3 protein-coding genes are annotated in these 20,306 nt (G+C 74.6%); all 3 read right to left on the reverse strand.

The window, feature by feature from the left end; all coding sequences use genetic code 11:
• Positions 1-27: 27 nt before the first annotated feature.
• The 3 genes from J2S66_RS08170 to J2S66_RS08180 are packed head-to-tail and all read right to left on the reverse strand — an operon-like array spanning position 28 to position 20,302.
• Complete coding sequence (locus J2S66_RS08170) at positions 28-219, reverse strand: MbtH family protein (RefSeq protein WP_306747737.1); 192 nt, start codon at positions 217-219, stop codon at positions 28-30.
• Positions 216-1,439, reverse strand: a complete 1,224-nt coding sequence (locus J2S66_RS08175) for an MFS transporter (protein WP_310305802.1) — start codon at positions 1,437-1,439, stop codon at positions 216-218. The genes J2S66_RS08170 and J2S66_RS08175 overlap by 4 nt, the downstream gene beginning before the upstream one ends.
• Positions 1,436-20,302: a non-ribosomal peptide synthase/polyketide synthase gene (locus J2S66_RS08180; protein WP_310305803.1), complete on the reverse strand. Its 18,867-nt coding sequence runs from the start codon at positions 20,300-20,302 to the stop codon at positions 1,436-1,438. Before J2S66_RS08180 ends, J2S66_RS08175 begins: the two co-directional genes overlap by 4 nt.
• Positions 20,303-20,306 lie beyond the last annotated feature (4 nt).

The following is a 20,306-nucleotide window of genomic DNA, read 5'->3' on the forward strand; positions in this document are numbered from 1 at the left end:
CACGCCCACGTCCGGATCGGCGTCCGGTCAGCCCATCGCGGCGCGCAGCGAGGCCGGGCGCATGTCCGTCCACACCCGGTCCACGTGCGCCGAGCACTCGTCCTTGGTGCCCTTGGTGCCCTCGAAGCGCCACCCGGCGGGCACGTCGTGGTGCGCGGGCCACAGCGAGTACTGGCCCTCGTCGTTCACGAGCACCTGATAGCTGATGTCGTCCCTCATGCGTCCTTCTCCTCCGTGACTGGAACCGCTCCGTACTCGCGCAAGGTCGGGTTGACCGTGACGACCACGGTGATCAACAAGATGCCCGCCGCGCACACCGCGACCGCGGTGCGCGCCGACAGGACTTCGGTCAGCAGGCCGCCGACCAGGGGACCCAGCGTCCCCGCCAACCCGATGACGACCGCCATCACGCCGCTCAGCCGTCCGCGCAGCGCGTCCGGGGTGAGCAGCAGCTGGTGCGTGCCGATCGTCGTGTTGGCGGTGGGCGCCAGGAACGTCATCAGGGCGAACAGGCCGCCCAGCAGGAAGGGCGAGTCGACCAGCAGGGCCACCGGGGTGAGCAGGGTCAGCACCCAGAACACCGAGGCGATCGACCGGAACGGCCCGAGCGCCCGGTGCAGCCACGGCGCGGCCAGCGCGCCCAGCACGCCCCCGACGCCGAGCATCGCGGCCATCACCCCGATCGCGGCCGGCGACGCGCCGCCGCGCTGCACCAGGACGATCACCACCAGGTAGAACGCGGTGAAGAACAGGTTCAGCACCACCGCGCACAGCGCCGTCACCCGGATCTCGGCGCGCGACCACACCCACTTCAGGCCCTCGCCGATCTCCCGCACCATGTGCGGCCGCGCCGCGACCCGCTCGCTCGGGGGCACCCGCATGAACAGCAGCGCCACGAACGCCACCACGTGCGTCACCATGTCCACCAGGAAGGGCAGCCACCGCGTGACCGCGAACAGCAGGCCGCCCAGCGCGGTGCCGGACATCTGGCCGAGCGAGGAGCGCGCGGTGTTGAGCGCCACCGCCGTCCCGAGCTGCGACTCCGGCACGAGCCGCGCCAGGCTGGCGTCCTCGGCGGGCTCGAACAGCGCCCGGCACACGCCGAGCACCACGGCCACGGCGATCATGTGCGCCACCGTGACCGTGCCCGTCCACACGCTCGCCACGAGCCCGCCGAGCGCCAGCACCCGTGCCGCCTCGCAGCACAGCATGATCCTCCGCCGGTCCCACCGGTCGGCCAGCGCGCCCGCCGGCAGCCCGGCGACGAGCTGCGCGGCGGCGTCCGCGGCCAGCACCAGGCCGGACATGGCGGGCGACCCGGTGACCGCGAGCACCAGCAGGGGGAACGCGATCATCGAGGCGCTGAACCCCACCTCGGCCAGCGCCTGACCGCCCCACAGCAGGGTGAAGTTCCGGTTGCGCGCCAACGACGTCGTCACAGCGCACCCCGGCAGTCCGCCGCGATGGCCCGCAGCGCCTCGGCGAAGTCGGCCAGGACCGCCCCGATCTCCTCCGCCGGGTGCACCTCCGGGTGGTAGTAGAAGGTGAAGGCCAGCGTGCGCCCCGCCTCGCCCACCACGTCCACCAGGTGCTCGCCGACGTCCGCCGGGTCGTGCTCCTGTCCGATGGACGGCAGCACCGACCGGTACAGCCCGGTCGCCTCGTCCGACCCGCCGTCGAACTGCCCGAGGTAGTTGAACGACACCGCGGGCCGCCCGGCGTCCGGCACCCGGCCGTGCTGGCGCAGCGCGCCGTAGCCCAGACCGTTGCCCGGCACCGACCGCAGCTGTCGCCGCACCGCCTTCACGCGGTCGCGCCAGCTGCCGTCCGGCAGGTCCAGCGCCACCGGGAACACCGTGGTGAACCAGCCGACCGTGCGCGACAGGTCCACGTCGAGCACGTCCTCGCGCCCGTGGCCCTCCAGGTCGACCGCGACGCGCGACGAACCCGTCCACCGGGCCAGCGCGTGCGCCAGCGCCGCCAGCAGCACGTCGTTGATCCGGGTCCGGTAGGCGACCGGGGCGCCGCGCAGCAGGGCGTCGGTGTCCTCCTCGGACAGCTCCACGTCGACCGAGTCGGTGCCGCCCACCGGCGGGGGAGAGGCCGGGAACGGCGTGCTCCAGTGCTCGACCTCGCCGTCCAGCCCGCCGCCGAGGACGTGGGCCTCCAGCCGCCGCGCCCACTCCTGGTAGGACGTGGTCTTCGCGCCGAGGTCGCCGCCCGAGTAGGCGGTCTCCAGGTCGTCCACCAGCACCCGCCACGACACGCCGTCCACCACCAGGTGGTGCGCGACGAGCAGCAGCCGTGGCCGGTCACCGGTGAACAGCACGGCCCGGAACAGCGGACCGGCCGCCAGGTCGAGCGAGGCGTGCACCTCGTCCGCGACCTCCTCCGCCCGGTCGTCGCCCGCCACGACGGTGAGCACGTCGGTCACCGCGGACAGGTCCTCGTTGCGCTGCCGCCACACGCCGTCCACGGCGGTGAACCGCAGCCGCAGCGCGTCGTGGTGCGCCACCAGCGCCCGCAGCGCCCGGCGCAGCGCCTCCACGTCGACCGCCGGGTCCAGCTCCACCAGGTGCGACTGGTTGAAGTGGTGCGGGCTGCGCCGCCCCGAGTGCAGGAACCAGTGCTGGATGGGCGTCAGCGGCACGTCGCCGACGACCGGCGCGCGGTCCGCGTCGGAGGCGACCTCCACCTCCACGTGCGGCGCGAGCGAGGCCACCGTCTGGTGCACGAACAGGTCGCGGGTGGCGAACCGGTAGCCGGCCTGCCGGGACCGCGCCACGACCTGCATGCTCAGGATCGAGTCGCCGCCCAGGGAGAAGAAGTTGTCCTCCACGCCCACCTCCGGCACGTTGAGCACGTCCGCCCACACCCGCGCCAGCGCCTCCTCGACGGGACCGGTCGGCGCGACGTACCCGACGCCGACGGCCGCCCCGAAGTCCGGCTCGGGCAGCTTCGCCCGGTCCACCTTGCCGTTCGCGCTCATCGGCAGCGCGTCCAGCGGCACGAACGCCGACGGCACGAGGTAGTCGGGCAGCGACTCGCCCAGGAACTCCCGCAGCCCGCCGACCGCGTCGGCCCCGGCTTCGGCCACGACGTACGCCACGAGCCGCTTGTGCCCGCCCGCGTCGGCCCGCGCCACCACGACCGCCTCGCGCACGTCGGGGTGCCGCAGCAGGGCCGTCCCGATCTCGCCCAGCTCCACCCGGAACCCGCGGATCTTGACCTGCTCGTCGGCGCGGCCCAGGTACTCCAGCTCGCCGTCGGCGTTCCAGCGCACCACGTCACCCGTGCGGTACGCGCGCGACCCCGGCTCGCCGAACGGGTCGGCGACGAACCGCTGCGCGGTCAGCCCCGGCCGGTCCAGGTAGCCGCGCGCCAGGCCGACGCCGGACACGTACAGCTCACCGGCCACGCCGACCGGCACCGGTTGCAGCGCGCCGTCCAGGACGCGCACCCGCGTGCCGGGGATCGGCCGCCCGATCGGCGGCGCGTCGTCACCGGGCTCCAGCGGCCCGCTCCACGAGGTGACCACGGTGGACTCGGTCGGCCCGTAGGCGTTGATCAACCGGCGGCCGGGCGCCCAGCGGCGCACCAGTTCGGCCGAGCTGGCGTCGCCGCCCACGACCACGGTGCGGAACGTCGGCAGCTCCACGTCCGGCACGGTGGCCAGCGCGACCGGCGGGATCAGCGCGTGCGTCACGCCGAACTGCCCGACCACCTCCGCCAGCTGGTCGCCCAGCAGCGGACCGGGCGGCGGCACCACCATCGCCGCGCCCGCGGGCCACGCCATGCACAGCTCCAGCACCGACGCGTCGAAGCTGGGGGAGGAGAACTCCAGCACCCGGTCGCCCGGCCGCACGTCGAAGTGCGCCACCTCGGCCGCGGAGAACGTCGCCAGGCCCGCGTGGGACACCACGACGCCCTTCGGCCGCCCGGTCGAGCCGGACGTGTAGATCACGTACGCCGGGTGCTCCGGCCGCACCGCAACACCGGGGTCCGTGTCCGGTCCGGTCACGTCGACAGGGCCGTCCAGCACCACCAGCGGGCGGGCGTCGTCGAGCATGAACGCGATCCGCTCGGCCGGGTAGTCCGGGTCCACCGGCAGGAACGCGGCGCCGGACTTGAGCACCGCCAGCTCGGCCACCAGCAGGTCCGCCGAGCGCGGCATCCGCAGCGCGACGACCTGCTCCGGACCGGCGCCCAGGCCGATCAGGTGGTGCGCCAGCCGGTTGGCCCGCGCGTTCAGCTCGGCGAACGTCACGTCCGCCGCGCCGGTCAGCGCCAGGGCGTCCGGCGTCCGCGCCACCTGCGCCTCGACCAGCTCCACCAGCCCCGGCCCGGCGATGGCGGGGCCGCCGTCGCCCCACGCGTCGAGCAGCGCGCGCTCGGCGTCGGGCAGCACGGGCAGCGCCCACACCGGGCGGTCCGCGTCCTCGGCGATCCCGGCGAGCAGCACCGTCAGGTGCTCGGCCAGGCGGGTCGCCGTGGCCCGGTCGAACAAGTCGGTGTTGTACTCGACCGACCCGTCCAACCCGCCGTCGGGCAGCTCGCTGAACTCGACCGTCACGTCGAACCCGGTGCTGGTCACCTCCTGGCCGACGTCCTCGGCGACCAGGTCGGCGAAGCCCTGCGCCCGCGGCGCGTTCTGCAGCGCCACCACGGCCTGGAACAGCGGCGTGCGGCTGGTGTCCCGGTCGGGCTGCACGGCGTCGACCACCCGCTCGAAGGGCACGTCCTGGTGCTCGAACGCGTCCAGCGCGGTCCGCCGAGTGCGGGCCAGCAGGTCGCGGAAGCCCTCCGCCGGGTCGATCCGCGCCCGCAGGGCCAGGGTGTTGACGAAGAACCCGACCAGGTCCTGCGTCTCCGGCCGCTCCCGGCCGGACGCCACCGTGCCGATCGCGAAGTCGTCCTGCCCCGACCACCGGTGGAACAGCACCTGGCAGGCCGCGACGAGCGCCGTGAACAGCGTCCCGTCGGCCGATCGGCCCACCTCGCGCAACCGCCGGGCCACGTCGGCGGGCACCGCGAACTCCAGCCGGGCACCGGCCGTCGTCTGCACCGGCGGCCGGGGCCGGTCGGTGGGCAGCTCCAGCGCGGGCACACCGGCCAGCTCGTCCCGCCAGAAGTCGAGCTGCGCGTCCAGCGGCTGCTCGCGCTGCCACGCGGCGAAGTCGGCGTACCGGATGGGCAGCGGCGGCAGGTCCTCACCGGCGTAGAGCGCCGCCAGGTCGGACACCATCACGCCCGCCGACCAGCCGTCGGTGACGATGTGGTGCATCGTCAGCGCCAGCACGTGGTCGTCCGGCGCGTGCCGCACCACCACCGGCCGGAACAGCGGTCCGGCCGCCAGGTCGAACGGCTCCAGCGCGGGCATCGCGTCCAGCACCGGCAGCTCGACCGGCGCGGCCGGGCGTACCTCGCGCACCGGCAACCCGTCCACCGCCGGGAACGTCGTGCGCAGCTCCTCGTGCCGCTCGACCAGCGCGGTCAGCGCCCGCGTCAACCTCGGCACGTCCAGCTCGCCCCGCAGCCGCACCGCCAGCGGCGTCGCGTACTCCGTGCCGCCGGGCGCGAACTGGTCGAGGAACCACAGCCGCTGCTGCGCGAAGGACAGCGGCGGCTCGCCCGCCGCCCGCCCGATGGCCGTGCCGGTCGGCGCGGTCAGCCGGCCCGCGAGCGCGGCCACCGTCGGGTGGTCGAACAGGTCGCGCGGTGACAGGTCGAACGCCGACCGCAGCCGCGACACCACGCGGATGCTGGAGATGGAGTCGCCGCCGAGGGCGAAGAAGTTGTCCTCCGCGCCCACCGCGTCGAGCCCCAGCACCTCGGCCCACACGTCCGCGACCCGCCGCTCGGCCTCGGTGCGCGGCGCGACGTACCCGCCGGCCACCGAGGCGTCGCGCTCGGGCGCGGGCAGCGCGGCCCTGTCCAGCTTGCCGTTGTTGTTGAGCGGCAACCCCTCCAGCGCCACGTACGCGGCGGGCACCATGTAGTCGGGCAGCGACCGCGCCGCGTGGCCCCGCAGGACGGCGGCGTCGACCTCCGCGCCCTCGGCGGGCACGTAGTAGGCGACCAGCCGGTCCTCCCGCACGACCACCGCGACCCGCGCCACGGCGGGGTGCGAGGTCAGCACGGCGTCGATCTCGCCGAGTTCGATGCGGAAGCCGCGGATCTTGACCTGGTGGTCGGCTCGGCCGAGGTAGTGCAGGACGCCGTTGTTCCAGTGGGCGAGGTCGCCGCTGCGGTACATGCGGGTGCCGGGTGCGCCGAAGGGGTCGGCGAGGAACCGCGAGGCGGTGAGGCCGGGGCGTTGGAAGTAGCCGCGGGCCAGGCCGGGGCCGGCGACGTACATCTCGCCGGGTACGCCGGGCGGCACCGGGTTGAGGTCCTCGTCGAGGACGTAGATGCGCAGGTCGGGCATGGCGACGCCGATGCTGCCGTCGGCGTGGGTGTAGGTGACGTGGACGGTGGTTTCGGTGATGCCGTACATGTTGATCAGTGCGCCGGGGCCGTTCCAGCCTTCGAGCTTGTGCATGTCGAGCGCTTCGCCGGCGAAGATGATGCAGCGGAGTCGCAACCCCGCTGTCTCCTCCGGGATGAGCTGGTAGAACGCCGAAGGTGTCTGGCTGAGGATGGTGACGCCCTCGTCGACGAGCAGCTTCGCGAAGTCGCGCGGTGACCTCGACACCGCGTGGGGGACGACGACGAGTCGGCCGCCGTGCAGCAGGGCGGCCCAGAGTTCGAAGACGGAGACGTCGAAGGCGTAGCTGTGGAACAGCGACACCACGTCGTCGGGTCCGAGGTTGAACCAGTGGTCGGTGGCGGTGAACAGGCGCACGACGTTGCCGTGCGGGATGACCACGCCCTTGGGCCGACCGGTCGAACCCGAGGTGTAGATGACGTAGGCGGCGTTGTCCGGGCGGGGGGTGACCGCGGGTGCGGTGCTCGGGTAGTGGTCCAGGTCGGGCAGTTCGGACAGGGTGGCCACCGGCTGGGCGTCGGTGATGGTGGCGGTGATCCGCTCGGGTGGGTAGACGGGATCGATCGGCAGGTAGGCGGCTCCGGACTTGAGGACGCCCAGCACTGCGACGACGAGGTCGAGGGAGCGCGGGAACAGCAGCGCCACCATCTCCTCGGGCCCCGCGCCCAGGGAGACGAGGTGGTGTGCGAGCCGGTTGGCGCGTTCGTCGAGTTCGCGGTAGGTGAGCGAGGCGCCCTCGCAGCTCACCGCGACGGCGTCGGGCGTGCGGGCGGCCTGCGCGGTGAACAGCTCGGGGATCGTGGTGTCCGGCTCGCTGACCATGGTGCCGTTCCAGTCGAACAGCACCTGCCGCACCTCGGCCTGCGACAGCCACGGCAGTTCGCGCACGCGCTGCCGGGGGTCCGTGCCGAGCGCGTCGAGCACCCTGGTCAACCGATCGCCGAGGGACGTGATGGTGCCCTCGTCGAACAGCCGCGGGTCGTAGGTCAGCTCCACGTGCAGCGACTCGTCCGCGTACGCCCGCACCGTCAGCGGGTAGGTGGTGGTGTCGAGCGCCTCGACCGGGTGCACCCCGGGCGAACCGTCCGGCACGTCGGAGTCCACCGGGTAGTTCTCGAACGCGAGCAGGCTGTCGAACAGCCGGGTGCCCGCCCACTGCTGCACCTGCGCCAGCGAGACGAAGTCGAACCGGCGAGACTCGGTCTGCTCTTCCTGGAGGCGGCGCAACCAGTCCACCGCGACCGCGTCGGGCTCCACCACCACGCGCGTGGGCACCGTGTTGATGAACATGCCCACGATCGACTCGACGCCGGGCAACTCGGCCGGACGGCCGGACACCGTGCTGCCGAACACCACGTCCCGCTGCCCGGCGGTGCGCGCCAGCGTCAACGCCCACGCGCCCTGCACCAGGGTGTTGACCGTCAGGCCGTGTCCGCGCGCCACCGCGTCGAGCCGGTCCGAGGGCAGGTCCAGCACCACCCGGGCGGACGACTCGGCGCGGTGCGCCTCCTCGGGCGCGCGGTCGAACGGCAGCGGCGTGCGCGCCTCGACACCCGCCAGCACGCGTCGCCAGTGCTCCTCGGCGGCGGTCTGGTCCTGCTCGCCCAGCCACGCCAGGTAGTCGCGGAACGGTCGGCGCGCGGCGGGCTCGGTGCCCGCGTACTCGGCCAGGACGTCGCCGAACACCTGCGGGGTGCTCCAGCCGTCCAGGATCAGGTGGTGCGAGCTCCACAGCAGGTCGACCTCGGTGTCGGACACGCGCCCGATCACCAGCCGCATCAACGTCGGCGCCGAGAGGTCCACACCGGCCGAGGCGTCGGCGGCGACCAGTTCGTCCGTCACGTCCGCGTAGGTGATCGGCACCCGCACGTCGCGCCGCACGACCTGCACCGGCTCGTCCAAGCCCTCCCAGACGACACCGGAGCGCAGCACGGGGGTGCGGTCCACGACCCGCTGCCACGCCTCGCCCAGCCGCCGCGGGTCGGTCACCCCGGTCAGCCGCACGCGCGTCTGGTTGAAGTACGCCGTGCCCTCGTCCACGAGGTCGTGGAAGAGCATGCCGGCCTGGAGCGGCGTGAGCGGGTAGACGTCCTCCACGTCCTGGTCGACGATCCGGTCGACCTGGTCCTGGGTCAGCCGCGCCAGCGGGAAGTCCGACGGGGTGCGGCCCCACGCGCCCGGTCGGGCGCAGAACTCCGCGATGGCGCGCAGCGCGTCGAGCATGCGGTCGGCCAGGGCGCGCACCCCGGCTTCGTCGTGCGCTTCGGTGGAGTAGTCCCACTCCACCACCAGCTCGCCCGCCGACACCGCGGCGGTGATGTCGAGCAGGTGGGAGCGGACCAGGTCGGCGGGCCACTCCCGGCCGTGCTCGGCGTCGGCGATCTCGCCGTCCCACTGGCCCAGGTAGTTGAAGCACACGCGCGGCAACGCGCCGGTCAGACCGCGGTCGTCGTACCGCAGGGCCTCGTAGCTCAACCCCTTGTCCGGCACCGCCCGCAGCTGTTCCTTGACCGACTTGAGCGCCGTGCCCCAGTCCGCGGAGCCCCCGCCGGCGGAGTCCTGACCGGAGGAGGCCGGGTCACCGGCGGGAAGGGTCAGCGCCACCGGGAACTGCGCGGTGAACCAGCCCACCGTGCGGGACAGGTCCACGCCGTCGAACAGCTCCTCGCGGCCGTGGCCCTCCAGCGCCACGAGCGCACGACCGCCGAGCGCCGACGCCAGCGCCGTCAGCAGCAGGTCGTTGACCTGCGTGCGGTACGCCTCGGGCACGGCGGTCAGCAGCGCACCGGTCTCCGCCCGGCCCAGCCGCACCGACACGGTGCGCGCGGTGTCCGCCCTCGTGGGCACCGGCTCCTCGGTCGGGACGGCCGCCCAGTGCGGCAGGGCGGCGTCGAACCGGCCGGCGCGCACGTGCTCGTCGAGGCGGCGCGCCCACTCGGCGAACGCCGTGGTGCGCGGGGCCAACCGACCGCCGGCGAGCAGGGTCTCCAAATCCGACAGCAGGATGCGCCACGAGACGGAGTCCACCACCAGGTGGTGCGCGGTGACGAAGAGCCGCCCGTCGTCGAACAGCACCGCGCGCAGCAGCGGGCCGGTGCGCAGGTCCAGGCTCGTCTTCGCCCGCGCGGCCTCGGTCGGCAGGTCGTCCGCGGCCACCCGGAACACCTCGCCGGTCTCGACCTCGGCGACCTGCTGCCGCCACACGCCGTCCACCGAGGTGAAGCGGGTGCGCAGCGCGTCGTGGTGGGCGACCAGCGCCCCCACGGCGGTGCGCACCGCGTCCGGGTCGACGTCGCCCAGCTCCACGACCACCGACATGGTGAACTGCGCCAGGGGGCCGTGCTCGGTGAAGAACCACCGCTGCACCGGGGTGAGCGGCACGGGGCCGGTGACGACCTCGTGGGTCCGGCCGGTGTCGTCGGTGACCGCGAGCGCGAGGTCCGAGACGGTCTGCCGGAGGAAGATGTCCTTGGAGGTCAGCCTCAACCCGGCCCGCCGCGCCCGGGACACCACCTGCATGCTCAGGATCGAGTCACCGCCCAGCGCGAAGAAGTTGTCCCGCGCGCCGACCCGTTCGACCCCCAGCACCTCGGCCCAGATCTCCGCGAGCCGCGCGGGCACGCCCGGCTCCGGCGCCACGTACCCGGTGTCGTCGGTGAACGTCGGCGCGGGCAGCGCCCGCCGGTCCACCTTGCCGCTGGGCGTGGTCGGCAGCGCGTCCAGCGCCACGAACGCCGACGGCACCAGGTAGTCCGGCAGCCGGTCCTTGAGCCAGCCGGCCAGGCCGGTCGCCGTGCCCGTGGTGTAGGCGACGAGCCGCTTGTGGCCGTTGTGCTCGTGCGCCACCACCGCGGCCTGGGTGACGTCGGGGTGGTGCAGCAGAGCCGCCTCCACCTCGGCCGGCTCGATGCGGAAGCCGCGGATCTTGACCTGGTCGTCGTTGCGGCCCAGGTACTCCAGCTGGGCCTCCGCTCGATCACCTGCCCCGCCGGGGTACACCCAGCGGACCCGGTCGCCCGTGCGGTACATGCGGGAGCCGGGTTCGCCGTGCGGGTCGGCGGGGAACCGGTCGGCGGTCAGGCCGGGCCGGTTGAGGTAGCCGCGGGCCACCTGGGGCCCGGCGATGAACAGCTCGCCGGGCACGCCGACCGGCACCGGCCGCAGGTCCTCGTCCAGCACGCGCGCGACGAGGTTGCGCAGCGGCCGGCCGATCAGCGCCCGGTCGCCGGCGACCGGGGTGGCCACCGCGTCGACCGCGGTCTCGGTGGGGCCGTAGTAGTTGTAGGCGTTCGTGCGCGCCCCGGCCAGCTCGCGCCACAGCGCGGTCGGCAGCGCCTCGCCGCCGAGCGACAGGACCGTCGGCACGTGCCCGCCGGCGAGCAGCCCGGCGGGGATGAGCTGCTGGACGTAGGACGGGGTCAGGTCGAGGAAGTCGATCCGGTGCTCGCGGACGTAGGCGACCAGGGCCTCCGGCTCCAGCCGCACGTCGTCGGTGATGACGTGCAGCTCGTGGCCGCCCGCCATGAGCAGCGGCCCCTCCCAGGACGTGTCGAACGAGAACACCGCGGTCAGCGCGGCCCGCAGGTGCCCGTGCGCGCCGAACGCGCCGTTGTTGTTGTGGAACAGGTTGGCCAGCTGCCGGTGCTCGACCACCACGCCCTTGGGCAGGCCGGTCGACCCGGAGGTGTAGATGACGTACGCCGCCTGGTCGGGGCGGACCTCCACGTCCGGCCGGGTGGCCGGGAGGCCGGTGAGGTCCGGCCAGGTGTCCAGCACCAGCACCGGTCGGGCGTCGCCCAGCAGGTGGTCGACGCGGTCCCGGGGCAGGTCCCGGTCGACCGGCAGGTAGACCGCGCCCGCCTTGTGCACGGCCAGGATCGCCACCACGGAGTCCGCGGAGCGCGGCAGCGACACCGCCACCACCCGCTCCGGTCCGGCGCCCCGCGCGACCAGGTGGTGCGCCAGCCGGTTGGCCCGCGCGTCCACCTCGGCGAAGGTGAGCCGGGTCGGACCGCACACCAGGGCGGTGGCGTCCGGGGTGCGCGCCGCCTGCTCCTCGAACAGCACGGGGAACGGGGTGGCGGGGACGTCCAGCGGCCCGCCGCGGCCGTCGGGCTCGTCGCCGAGCAGCAGGGAGATCTCGGCGAGGGGCCGGTGCGGCTCGGCGGTGACCCCGGCCAGCAGGGCCAGCAGGTGCCGGGACATCCGGTCGACCGTGTCGGCGTCGAACAGGTCGGTGCTGTACTCGACCGCGCCGCGCAGCTCGCCGTCGTGCTCGTCGAACTCGAACGTCAGGTCGCACGTCGCGGTCAGCAGCGGCAGCGGCACCTCCTCGGCCCGCAGGCCGGGCAGCTCCGGCAGCGCGCCGCCGGTGTTCTGGAGCAGCACCATCGCGTCGAACAGGGCGTTGCGGCTCGGGTCGCGGTCCGGCCGCACGGCGTCGACCACCCGCTCGAACGGCACGTCCTGGTGGGCGAACCCGTCGCGCACGGTGGTCCGCACCCCGGTCAGGAGTTCGTCGAACGACCGGCGCCGGTCCACGGTGGACCGCAGCACGACGGTGTTGACGAACAGGCCGACCACGTCGTCCAGTTCGGCCCGGCCGCGCCCCGAGACCGCGGTGCCGACCGCGATGTCGTCCTGGCCGGTGTAGCGGGCCAGCAGCGCCTGCGTGGCGGCCACGAGCGCGGTGAACAGGGTGTCGCCGCGCCGCGCGGCCAGGGACCGCAGCGCCTCGGCGACCGGCGCGGGCACGGTGAACGCGTGCATCGCGCCCGCCCCGCTGCGGACCGCGGGGCGCGGCCGGTCGGTGGGCAGCTCCAGCGGCGGGACCTCGGCCAGCTGCCCGGCCCAGTAGTCCACCGGCGGCGCCTCGTGCCAGGCCGCGTAGTCGACGTACTGGACGGGCAGCGGCGGCAGTTCCCGGCCCGCGTACAGCGCGCCCAGGTCGCGGGCCAGCACGCCGCCGGACCAGCCGTCGGTGACGATGTGGTGCAGGGTCAGCACCAGCACGTGCTCCTCGGGCGACACGCGCACCAGCCGCGTCCGCAGCAGGGGGCCGCGCCGCAGGTCGAACGGGGTGCCGACCTCCTCGCGCAGCACGTCCTCCCAGGAGCCCTCCTCGACGTCCAGCGGCACCGGGCGCGGCTCGTGCACGACCTGCACACCGTCGTCGAACGTGGTGCGCAGCGACTCGTGCCGGGCCACCAGGCCGTCGAGCGCGCGGCGCAGCGCGTCGACGTCCAGCGGGCCGTGCAGGCGCATCGCCATCGGGGTGAGGTACTCGGTGCTGTCGGGCTCGAACTGGTCCAGGAACCACAGCCGCCGCTGGGCGGGGGACTGGAGGTGGACGCCACCGCGCGGGATCACCGGGATGGCGTCCACCGCCGTCGTCCCGGAGATCGCGGTGGCGAGCCCGGAAACCGTGGGGTGTTCGAACAGGGCGCGCGGCGACAGCTGCACGCCGAAGGCGGCGCGCAACCGGGAGGTCACGCGGATGCTGAGGATCGAGTCGCCGCCGAGGGTGAAGAAGTCGTCCTCCGCGCCGACCTCGTCCACGCCCAGCACGTCGGCCCAGACGCGGGCGACGACGCGCTCGGCGTCGGTGCGCGGCGCGACGTGCTCCCGCGCGCGGATCGGCTCGGGGTCGGGCAGCGCCCGGCGGTCCACCTTGCCGTTGCGGCTCAGCGGCAGCTCGTCGAGCACCACGAACGCCGCCGGGACCATGTAGTCGGGCAGTTCGCGCCCCGCCAGCCCGCGCAGCTCCGCCACGTCGGGGACGCCGGTGTCCGCCCGCGCGGGCACGACGTAGGCGACCAGCCGCTTGGCGCCCCGCTCGTCGTGGCGGGGGACCACCACGGCCTCGGCGACCGCCGGGTGCCCGGCCAGCACGGCCTCGACCTCGCCCAGCTCCACGCGGAAGCCGCGGATCTTGACCTGGTCGTCGGCGCGGCCGACGAACTCCAGCTCGCCCCGCGCGGTCCAGCGCACCAGGTCGCCGGTGCGGTACATGCGCCCGCCCGCCGGGGAGCCGAACGGGTCGGCGACGAACCGGGACGCGGTCAGGCCGGGCCGGTCGAGGTAGCCGCGGGCCAGGCCGGTGCCCGCGACGAACAGCTCGCCGACGACGCCCGGCGGCACGGGCCGCAGGTCCTCGTCGAGCACGTAGGCGCGCATGCCGTCCAGCGGCGTGCCGATCGGCACCGGCTCCGGCACCGGCGCGGCCGCGGTGAGCACCCGCCGGGAGGCGAACGTGGTGGTCTCGGTGGGGCCGTAGCCGTCCACCACGGTGATCCCCGGGCAGGCGTCCAGCACCCGCCGGACCGCCGCGGCGGGCACCACGTCACCGCCGGTCCACACCTGGCGCAGGCCCGCCAGGCAGTCCGGCGCCTCCTGGGCCACGGCGCGGAACAGACCGGCGGTCAGCCACAGGGAGGTGACACCGCCGTCGGCCACGACCCGGCGCAGCGCGTCGGCGTCGAGGTCGTCGGGCGGGGCCACCACCACCGCGCCGCCGCGCAGCAGCGGCACCCACAGCTCGTAGGTGGAGGCGTCGAACGCCTGCGGCGAGTGCAGCAGGACCCGTTCGTGGTCGTGGTCGAAGGCCCGGTCGAACGCCAGGCCGACGACGTCGCGGTGCCGCACCGCCACGCCCTTCGGCGTGCCGGTGGAGCCGGACGTGTGCATGACGTAGGCGAGGTTCTCCGGGTGCACCTCGACGCCGGGGTCGGTGTCCGGCTCGTCGGGGGTCCCGCCGAGCGGCACCACGGGCCCGTCGTGGACCTCCCGCGCCGCGGCGGCCCAGCCGGTGTCCGCCAGCAGCACCGAGGCCGAGGTGTCGGCCAGCAGCAGGCGGAGCCGGTCGCGCGGCGCGCGGGTGTCCAGCGGCACGCAGGCGCCGCCCGCCTTGGCGACCGCGAGCACGCCCACGACCAGCTCGACCGACCTGGTCGCGAGCAGGCCGACCCGGTCGTCCGGGCGCACGCCCAGCCGCACCAGCGCGTGCGCCAGCCGGTTGGCCCGCGCGTCCAGCTCGGCGTAGTCGAGGGTCGTGTCCCCGCACACCACCGCCGGGGCGTGCGGTGCGCTCCGGACCCGCGCGGCGAACGCGGCGGGGATGCTCGTCACCGGGCCGCCCGCGCCGGTGTCGTTCCAGTCGACGAGGACCGCGCGCAGTTCCTCCCCGGTGGCCATCGGCAGGGCGCGGACCGGCCGGTCGGCGTCCTCGGCGACCCCGCGCAGCAGCACCCCGAGGTGGGTGGCGAACCGGCGCGCGGTGGTCTCGTCGAACAGGGCGGGGTCGTAGAGCAGCCGGGCGTCGAGGCGGTCGGTCAGGTGCGCCACGAGGGTCAGGGCGAAGTTGGCGCCCTCCTCGGCGGTCACCTCGCCCACCCGCACGCCGGTGGCCTCGGTGACCTCGCTGAGCGGGTAGTTCTCGAAGACCACCGCGCTGTCGAACAGCCGCGTGCCCACCCACTGCCGCACCTGCGCCAGCGACACGAAGTCGAACCGCCGCGACTCGCTCTGCGCGGTCTGGAGCTCCCGCAGCCAGGCGGACGTGCGGGCGTCGCCGTCCACGACGACCCTGGTGGGCACGGTGTTGATCAGCATGCCGATCATCGACTCGACGCCGGGCAGCTCGGCGGGCCTGCCGGACACCGTGCTGCCGAACACGACGTCCCGCTCGCCCGAGTGCCGGGACAGCAGCAGCGCCCACAGGCCCTGCACCACGGTGTTGACGGTCAGCCCGTGGCGCCGCGCCGTGTCGTGCAGCGCCGCCGACTCCGCGGTGGACAGCGACAGCCGGACCACGCCGGTCCGGTCGCGGGCATCGGCGGTGCTCCGGTCGTGGTGCCCCTCGACGGGCACCCGGTCGAACGGCAGCGGCGTCGCACCCTCCACACCGGACAGCAGCGACCGCCAGTGCGCCTCGGCCTCGGCCGGGTCCTGCTCGGCCAACCAGCCCAGGTAGTCGCGGAACGGCCTGCGCAGGGGCAGCGCGGGGGCGTCACCGCCGGTGATCGCGCAGTAGTGCTCCAGCACCTCGGCGAACACCTGGGCGGTGCTCCAGCCGTCCAGCAGGACGTGGTGCGAGACCCACACGACCTCCACGCGGTCCTCGGCCTGCGGGGTGATCCCCACCCGCATCAACGGCGCGGCCGAGAGGTCCAGCTCCGCCGGGTCGAACCGGTCGGACAGCTCGTCGGCGCCGCCCACGGCCAGTTCGACGTGGCGGTGCACCACCTGCACGGGCTCGTCCACGCCCTCCCACACCACGCTGGAGCGCAGCACGGGCGTGCGGTCCACGACCCGCTGCCACGCCTCGCGCAGCGCGGCCGGGTCGGTCACGCCGTCGAGCACGATCCGCATCCGGTCCACGTACGCGCCGGGCTCGACCAGGCTGTGGAACACCATGCCCGCCTGGAGCGGGGTCAGCGGGTAGACGTCCTCCACGTCGGGACCGGCCAGCGCGTCCACCTGGTCCTGGGTGAGGCGGGCCAGCGGGAAGTCGGACGGCGTGCGCCCGCCGGCGCCGGGCTCGGCGCAGTGCGCCACGATCTCGCGCAGCGCCTCGACGACCCGGTCGGCGAGCCGCCGCACGGTCTCCCCGTCGTGCACCAGCTCGGAGTACTCCCAGGTCAGCTCCAACTCGCCGCCCTCGACGAGGCCGGTCACGTCGAGCAGGTGGCTGCGCCGCCCGGTGGTCGGCACGTCCTCGCCGACCGAACCGGCGCGCGCCCGGTAGAAGCCGCCGTCGGCCACGTCGAAGCGGCCGTGGTAGTTGAACGACACCTCGGGCAACGCCCGGTACCCCAGGGCCTCGTAGCTCAGGCCGCGGTGCGGGACGGCGCGCAGCGCCTCCTTGACGGACTTGAGCGTGCGGTCCCACCCGTCGTGCACGGGCAGCACCACCGGGAACTGCGTGGTGAACCAGCCGACCGTGCGGGACAGGTCGACGCCGTCGACCAGTTCCTCGCGGCCGTGGCCCTCCAGCGCGACGGCGACCGCGTCGTGCCCGGTCCACTCGGCCAGCGCCCGGCCGACCGCGCTCAGCAGCACGTCGTTGACCTGCGTCCGGTACACCGGCGGCACGGCGGTCAGCAGCGCGTCGGTGGTGTCCCGGTCCAGCCGCACCGACACCGTGCGGGCCGACCCGGCGGTGTTCTCGCCGTCGTGGTCGCGCGGCAGCGGCGGGGTGGCGGGCACGGCGTCCCAGTGCGCGCGGGCGCCGTCGAGCGCGCCGGACCGGACGTGCTCGTCCAGGCGGTGCGCCCACTGCGTGAACGGCGTGCCGACGGGCTCCAGCGGCGCGCCCCGGTAGGCGCGCTCCAGGTCGTCGAGCAGGATGCGCCAGGACACGCCGTCCATCGCCAGGTGGTGCGCGGTGAGCAGCAGCCGCGGCTTCTCGCCGGGGAACAGCACGGCCCGCAGCAGCGGCCCGTCGCCGATGTCCAGGCTCCGCTGGGCGCCGCGCGCCACGGCCTCGACCACGGCGTGCGGCCCGACGCGGAACACGTCGTCCCGGGCGTCCCCGACCTCCTGCACCCACCGGCCGTCGACCTCGCGGAACCGCAGCCGCAGCGCCTCGTGGTGCGCGACCACCGTGCGCAGCGCCGCCCGCAGCCCTTCGGCCTCCACCACCGGGTCCAGCTCGACCAGCAGCGACATCGTGAAGTGGGCCAGCGGGCCGTGCTCGGCGAAGAACCACCGCTGGATCGGGGTGAGCGGCGCGGGACCGGTGAACACCCGCACCGGCTCCGCCTCGGCCTGCACCGACGCGACCAGCGCCAGCTCCGCCACGGTCTGGTGCCGGAACACGTCGCGCGAGGTCAGGTGCAGACCGGCCTGCCGCGCCCGGGACACCAGCTGGATGGACAGGATCGAGTCGCCGCCCACCGCGAAGAAGTTGTCCTCGACGCCGATCCGCTCCGCGCCCAGCACCTCGGCCCAGATCCGGGCCAGCTCGACCTCGACGGGCGTGCGGGGCGCGACGAACTCGCCGTCGCCGACCGCCTTCGGGGCGGGCAGGGCGGCCTTGTCGAGCTTGCCGTTGGGCGTGAGCGGGATGCGGTCCAGCTCCACGAACGCCGACGGCACCTGGTACTCGGGAAGCGACCGGCGCAGGTGCTCCCGCAGGTTCACCGGTCCGGTGGTCACGGCGTACCCGACCAGCCGGGTGTGCCCGTGGTCGGTGCGGGCGACGACGGCCGCCTCGCGCACCTCGGGGTGGCTCAGCATCGCGGCCTCGACCTCGCCGGGTTCGATGCGGAAGCCGCGGATCTTGACCTGGTCGTCGTTGCGGCCCAGGTACTCCAGCGTGCCGTCGGCCAGCCGGCGGACCCGGTCGCCCGTGCGGTACATGCGGGAGCCGGGTTCGCCGTGCGGGTCGGCGAGGAACCGGTCGGCGGTCAGGCCCGGCCGGTTGAGGTAGCCGCGGGCCACCTGCGGTCCGGCGATGAACAGCTCGCCGGGCACGCCCACCGGCAGCGGGTGCAGGCCCTCGTCCAGCACGCGCGCCGTCAGGTTGGCCAGCGGTCGGCCGATCACCGGCCGGTCGCCCACCACGGGCGTGGACACCGCGTCCACGGTCGTCTCGGTGGGGCCGTAGAAGTTGTACGCGGTGGTGCCCCGCGTCCGGGCCAGCTCCTGCCACAGCGCGGTGCCCAGCGCCTCGCCGCCGAGCATCAGCACGCGGGGCTTGTGCTCGCCGGCGAGCAGCCCGGCGGGGATGAGCTGCTGCACGTAGGACGGGGTGAGGTCGAGGAAGTCGATGCGGTGGCGCCGCACGTACTCGACGAGGGCGGTGGGTTCGAGCCTGACCTCGTCGGGCAGGACGTGCAGCTCGTGGCCGTCGGCCATGAGCAGCGGGCCCTCCCACGAGGTGTCGAAGGAGAACACGGCGGACAGGGCCACGCGCATGTGGTCGGTCGCGAAGTCCGCGCGGTGGTTGTGCAGCAGGTTGACGAGCTGCCGGTGCTCGACCACGACGCCCTTGGGCAGACCGGTGGAGCCGGACGTGTAGATCACGTACGCCGCGTTGTCCGGCCGCACGTCGACGGCGGGCGGTCCGACCGGACCGCCGTCGAGCGCGGGCAGGGCGTCGAGCACCAGCACCGCGCCGGAGTCCTCCAGCACGTGCCGCCGCCGCGCCTCGGGCAGGCCCGGGTCGACCGGCAGGTGCACGGCGCCCGCCTTGAGCACGCCGAGGATGCCGATCACCGCGTCCACGCCGCGCGGCAGAGACAGCGCGACCACCTGCTCCGGGCGCACGCCCTCGCGCACCAGGTGGTGGGCGAGGCGGTTGGCGCGGGCCTCGACCTCGGCGAAGGTGAGCCGGTCGTCGCCGCAGACCAGGGCGGTCGCGTCGGGCGTCCGGGCGACCTGCGCCTCGAACAGGGCGGGATAGGTGGTGTCGGGCACGTCCAGCGCCCGACCCCGGCCGTCGGGCTCGTCGCCCAGCAGCAGCGACACCTCGGCCATCGGCCGGTCCGGGTGCGCGGTGACACCGGACATCAGGACCAGCAGGTGGCGCACCATCCGGTCCACGGTCGCCGCGTCGAACAGCTCGGTGCTGTACTCCACCAGCCCGTGCAGGCCGTCGGGGGTCTCGGTGAAGTCGATGCTCAGGTCGAAGTTCGCGTGCTCGCGGGTCAGCGGGTGCTCCTCCACCCGGAGGCCGGGTAACGCGGGCAGCGCGCGGCCCGCGTTCTGGAGCACGACCATGACGTCGAACAGCGGCGTGCGGCTCGGGTCGCGCGGCGCGCCCACCGCCTCCACCACCCGGTCGAACGGCACGTCGTCGTGCGCGAACGCGTCCAGCGCCGTCCGGTCGACCCGGGCCAAGAACTCGGTGAACGACCACGACGTGTCCACAGTGGAGCGGAGCACGACGGTGCCGACGAAGAACCCGACGAGCCCGGCCAGCTCGGGCCGGGCGCGGCCGCTGGTCACCGTGCCGATCGCGATGTCGTCCTGCCCCGCGTACCGGGCCAGCAGCAGCTGGCAGGCGGCGGTCAGGGCGGTGAACAGCGTCGTGTCGTTGCGGCGGGCCAGGTCCCGCACCGCCGAGGCGAGGTCGACGGGCACGGCGAACTCGTGCGTGGCCCCCGCCGACGTGCGCTCAGCCGGTCGCGGCCGGTCCGTCGGCAGCTCCACCGGCACCACGCCGGCGAGCGCCGAGCGCCAGAACTCCACGTCCACCGCGCGGTCCTGCTGCCAAACGGCGTAGTCCGCGTACTGGAGGGGCAGCGGGGCCAGGGCCTCGCCCCGGTACAGCGCGCCCAGCTCCTCGGCCAGCACGCCGAGCGACCACCCGTCCACCACGATGTGGTGCGAGGTCAGCAGCAGCACGTGCACGTCGTCCGACTCGGCGGTGAGCGCGGCCCGGAACAGCGGCCCCTGCCGCAGGTCGAACGGCCGGTCGAGCACGGCGCGCGGGTCGTCGGTGGTGACCACCTCCAGCTCCGCGTCGTCGTGCACGACCTGCACCGGGCGACCGTCGACCTGGTCGAACGTCGTGCGCAGCGACTCGTGCCGCAGCACCAGGTCGCGCAGCGCGCCCGTCAGCCGGGGCACGTCGAGCCGCCCGGTGAGCCGCAGCGCCAGCGCGCTGGTGTACTCGGTGCTGTCGGGCTCGAACTGCGCGAGGAACCACAGCCGCTGCTGACCGGCGGACAGCGGCAGCGGCCGGTCCCGGGGCGCCGGGGGGATCACGTCCACGCGCGGGGCGGGGGCCTTGCCCGCCAGCCGTGCGCGCAGCTTCTCCCGCAGGTGCTCGGGCAGCGCGGAGATCCGGTCGTTCTTCGACGTCGTCATCGGG

Source organism: Saccharothrix longispora (genome assembly GCF_031455225.1).
In the GTDB taxonomy this organism is placed as follows: Bacteria; Actinomycetota; Actinomycetes; order Mycobacteriales; family Pseudonocardiaceae; genus Actinosynnema; species Actinosynnema longispora.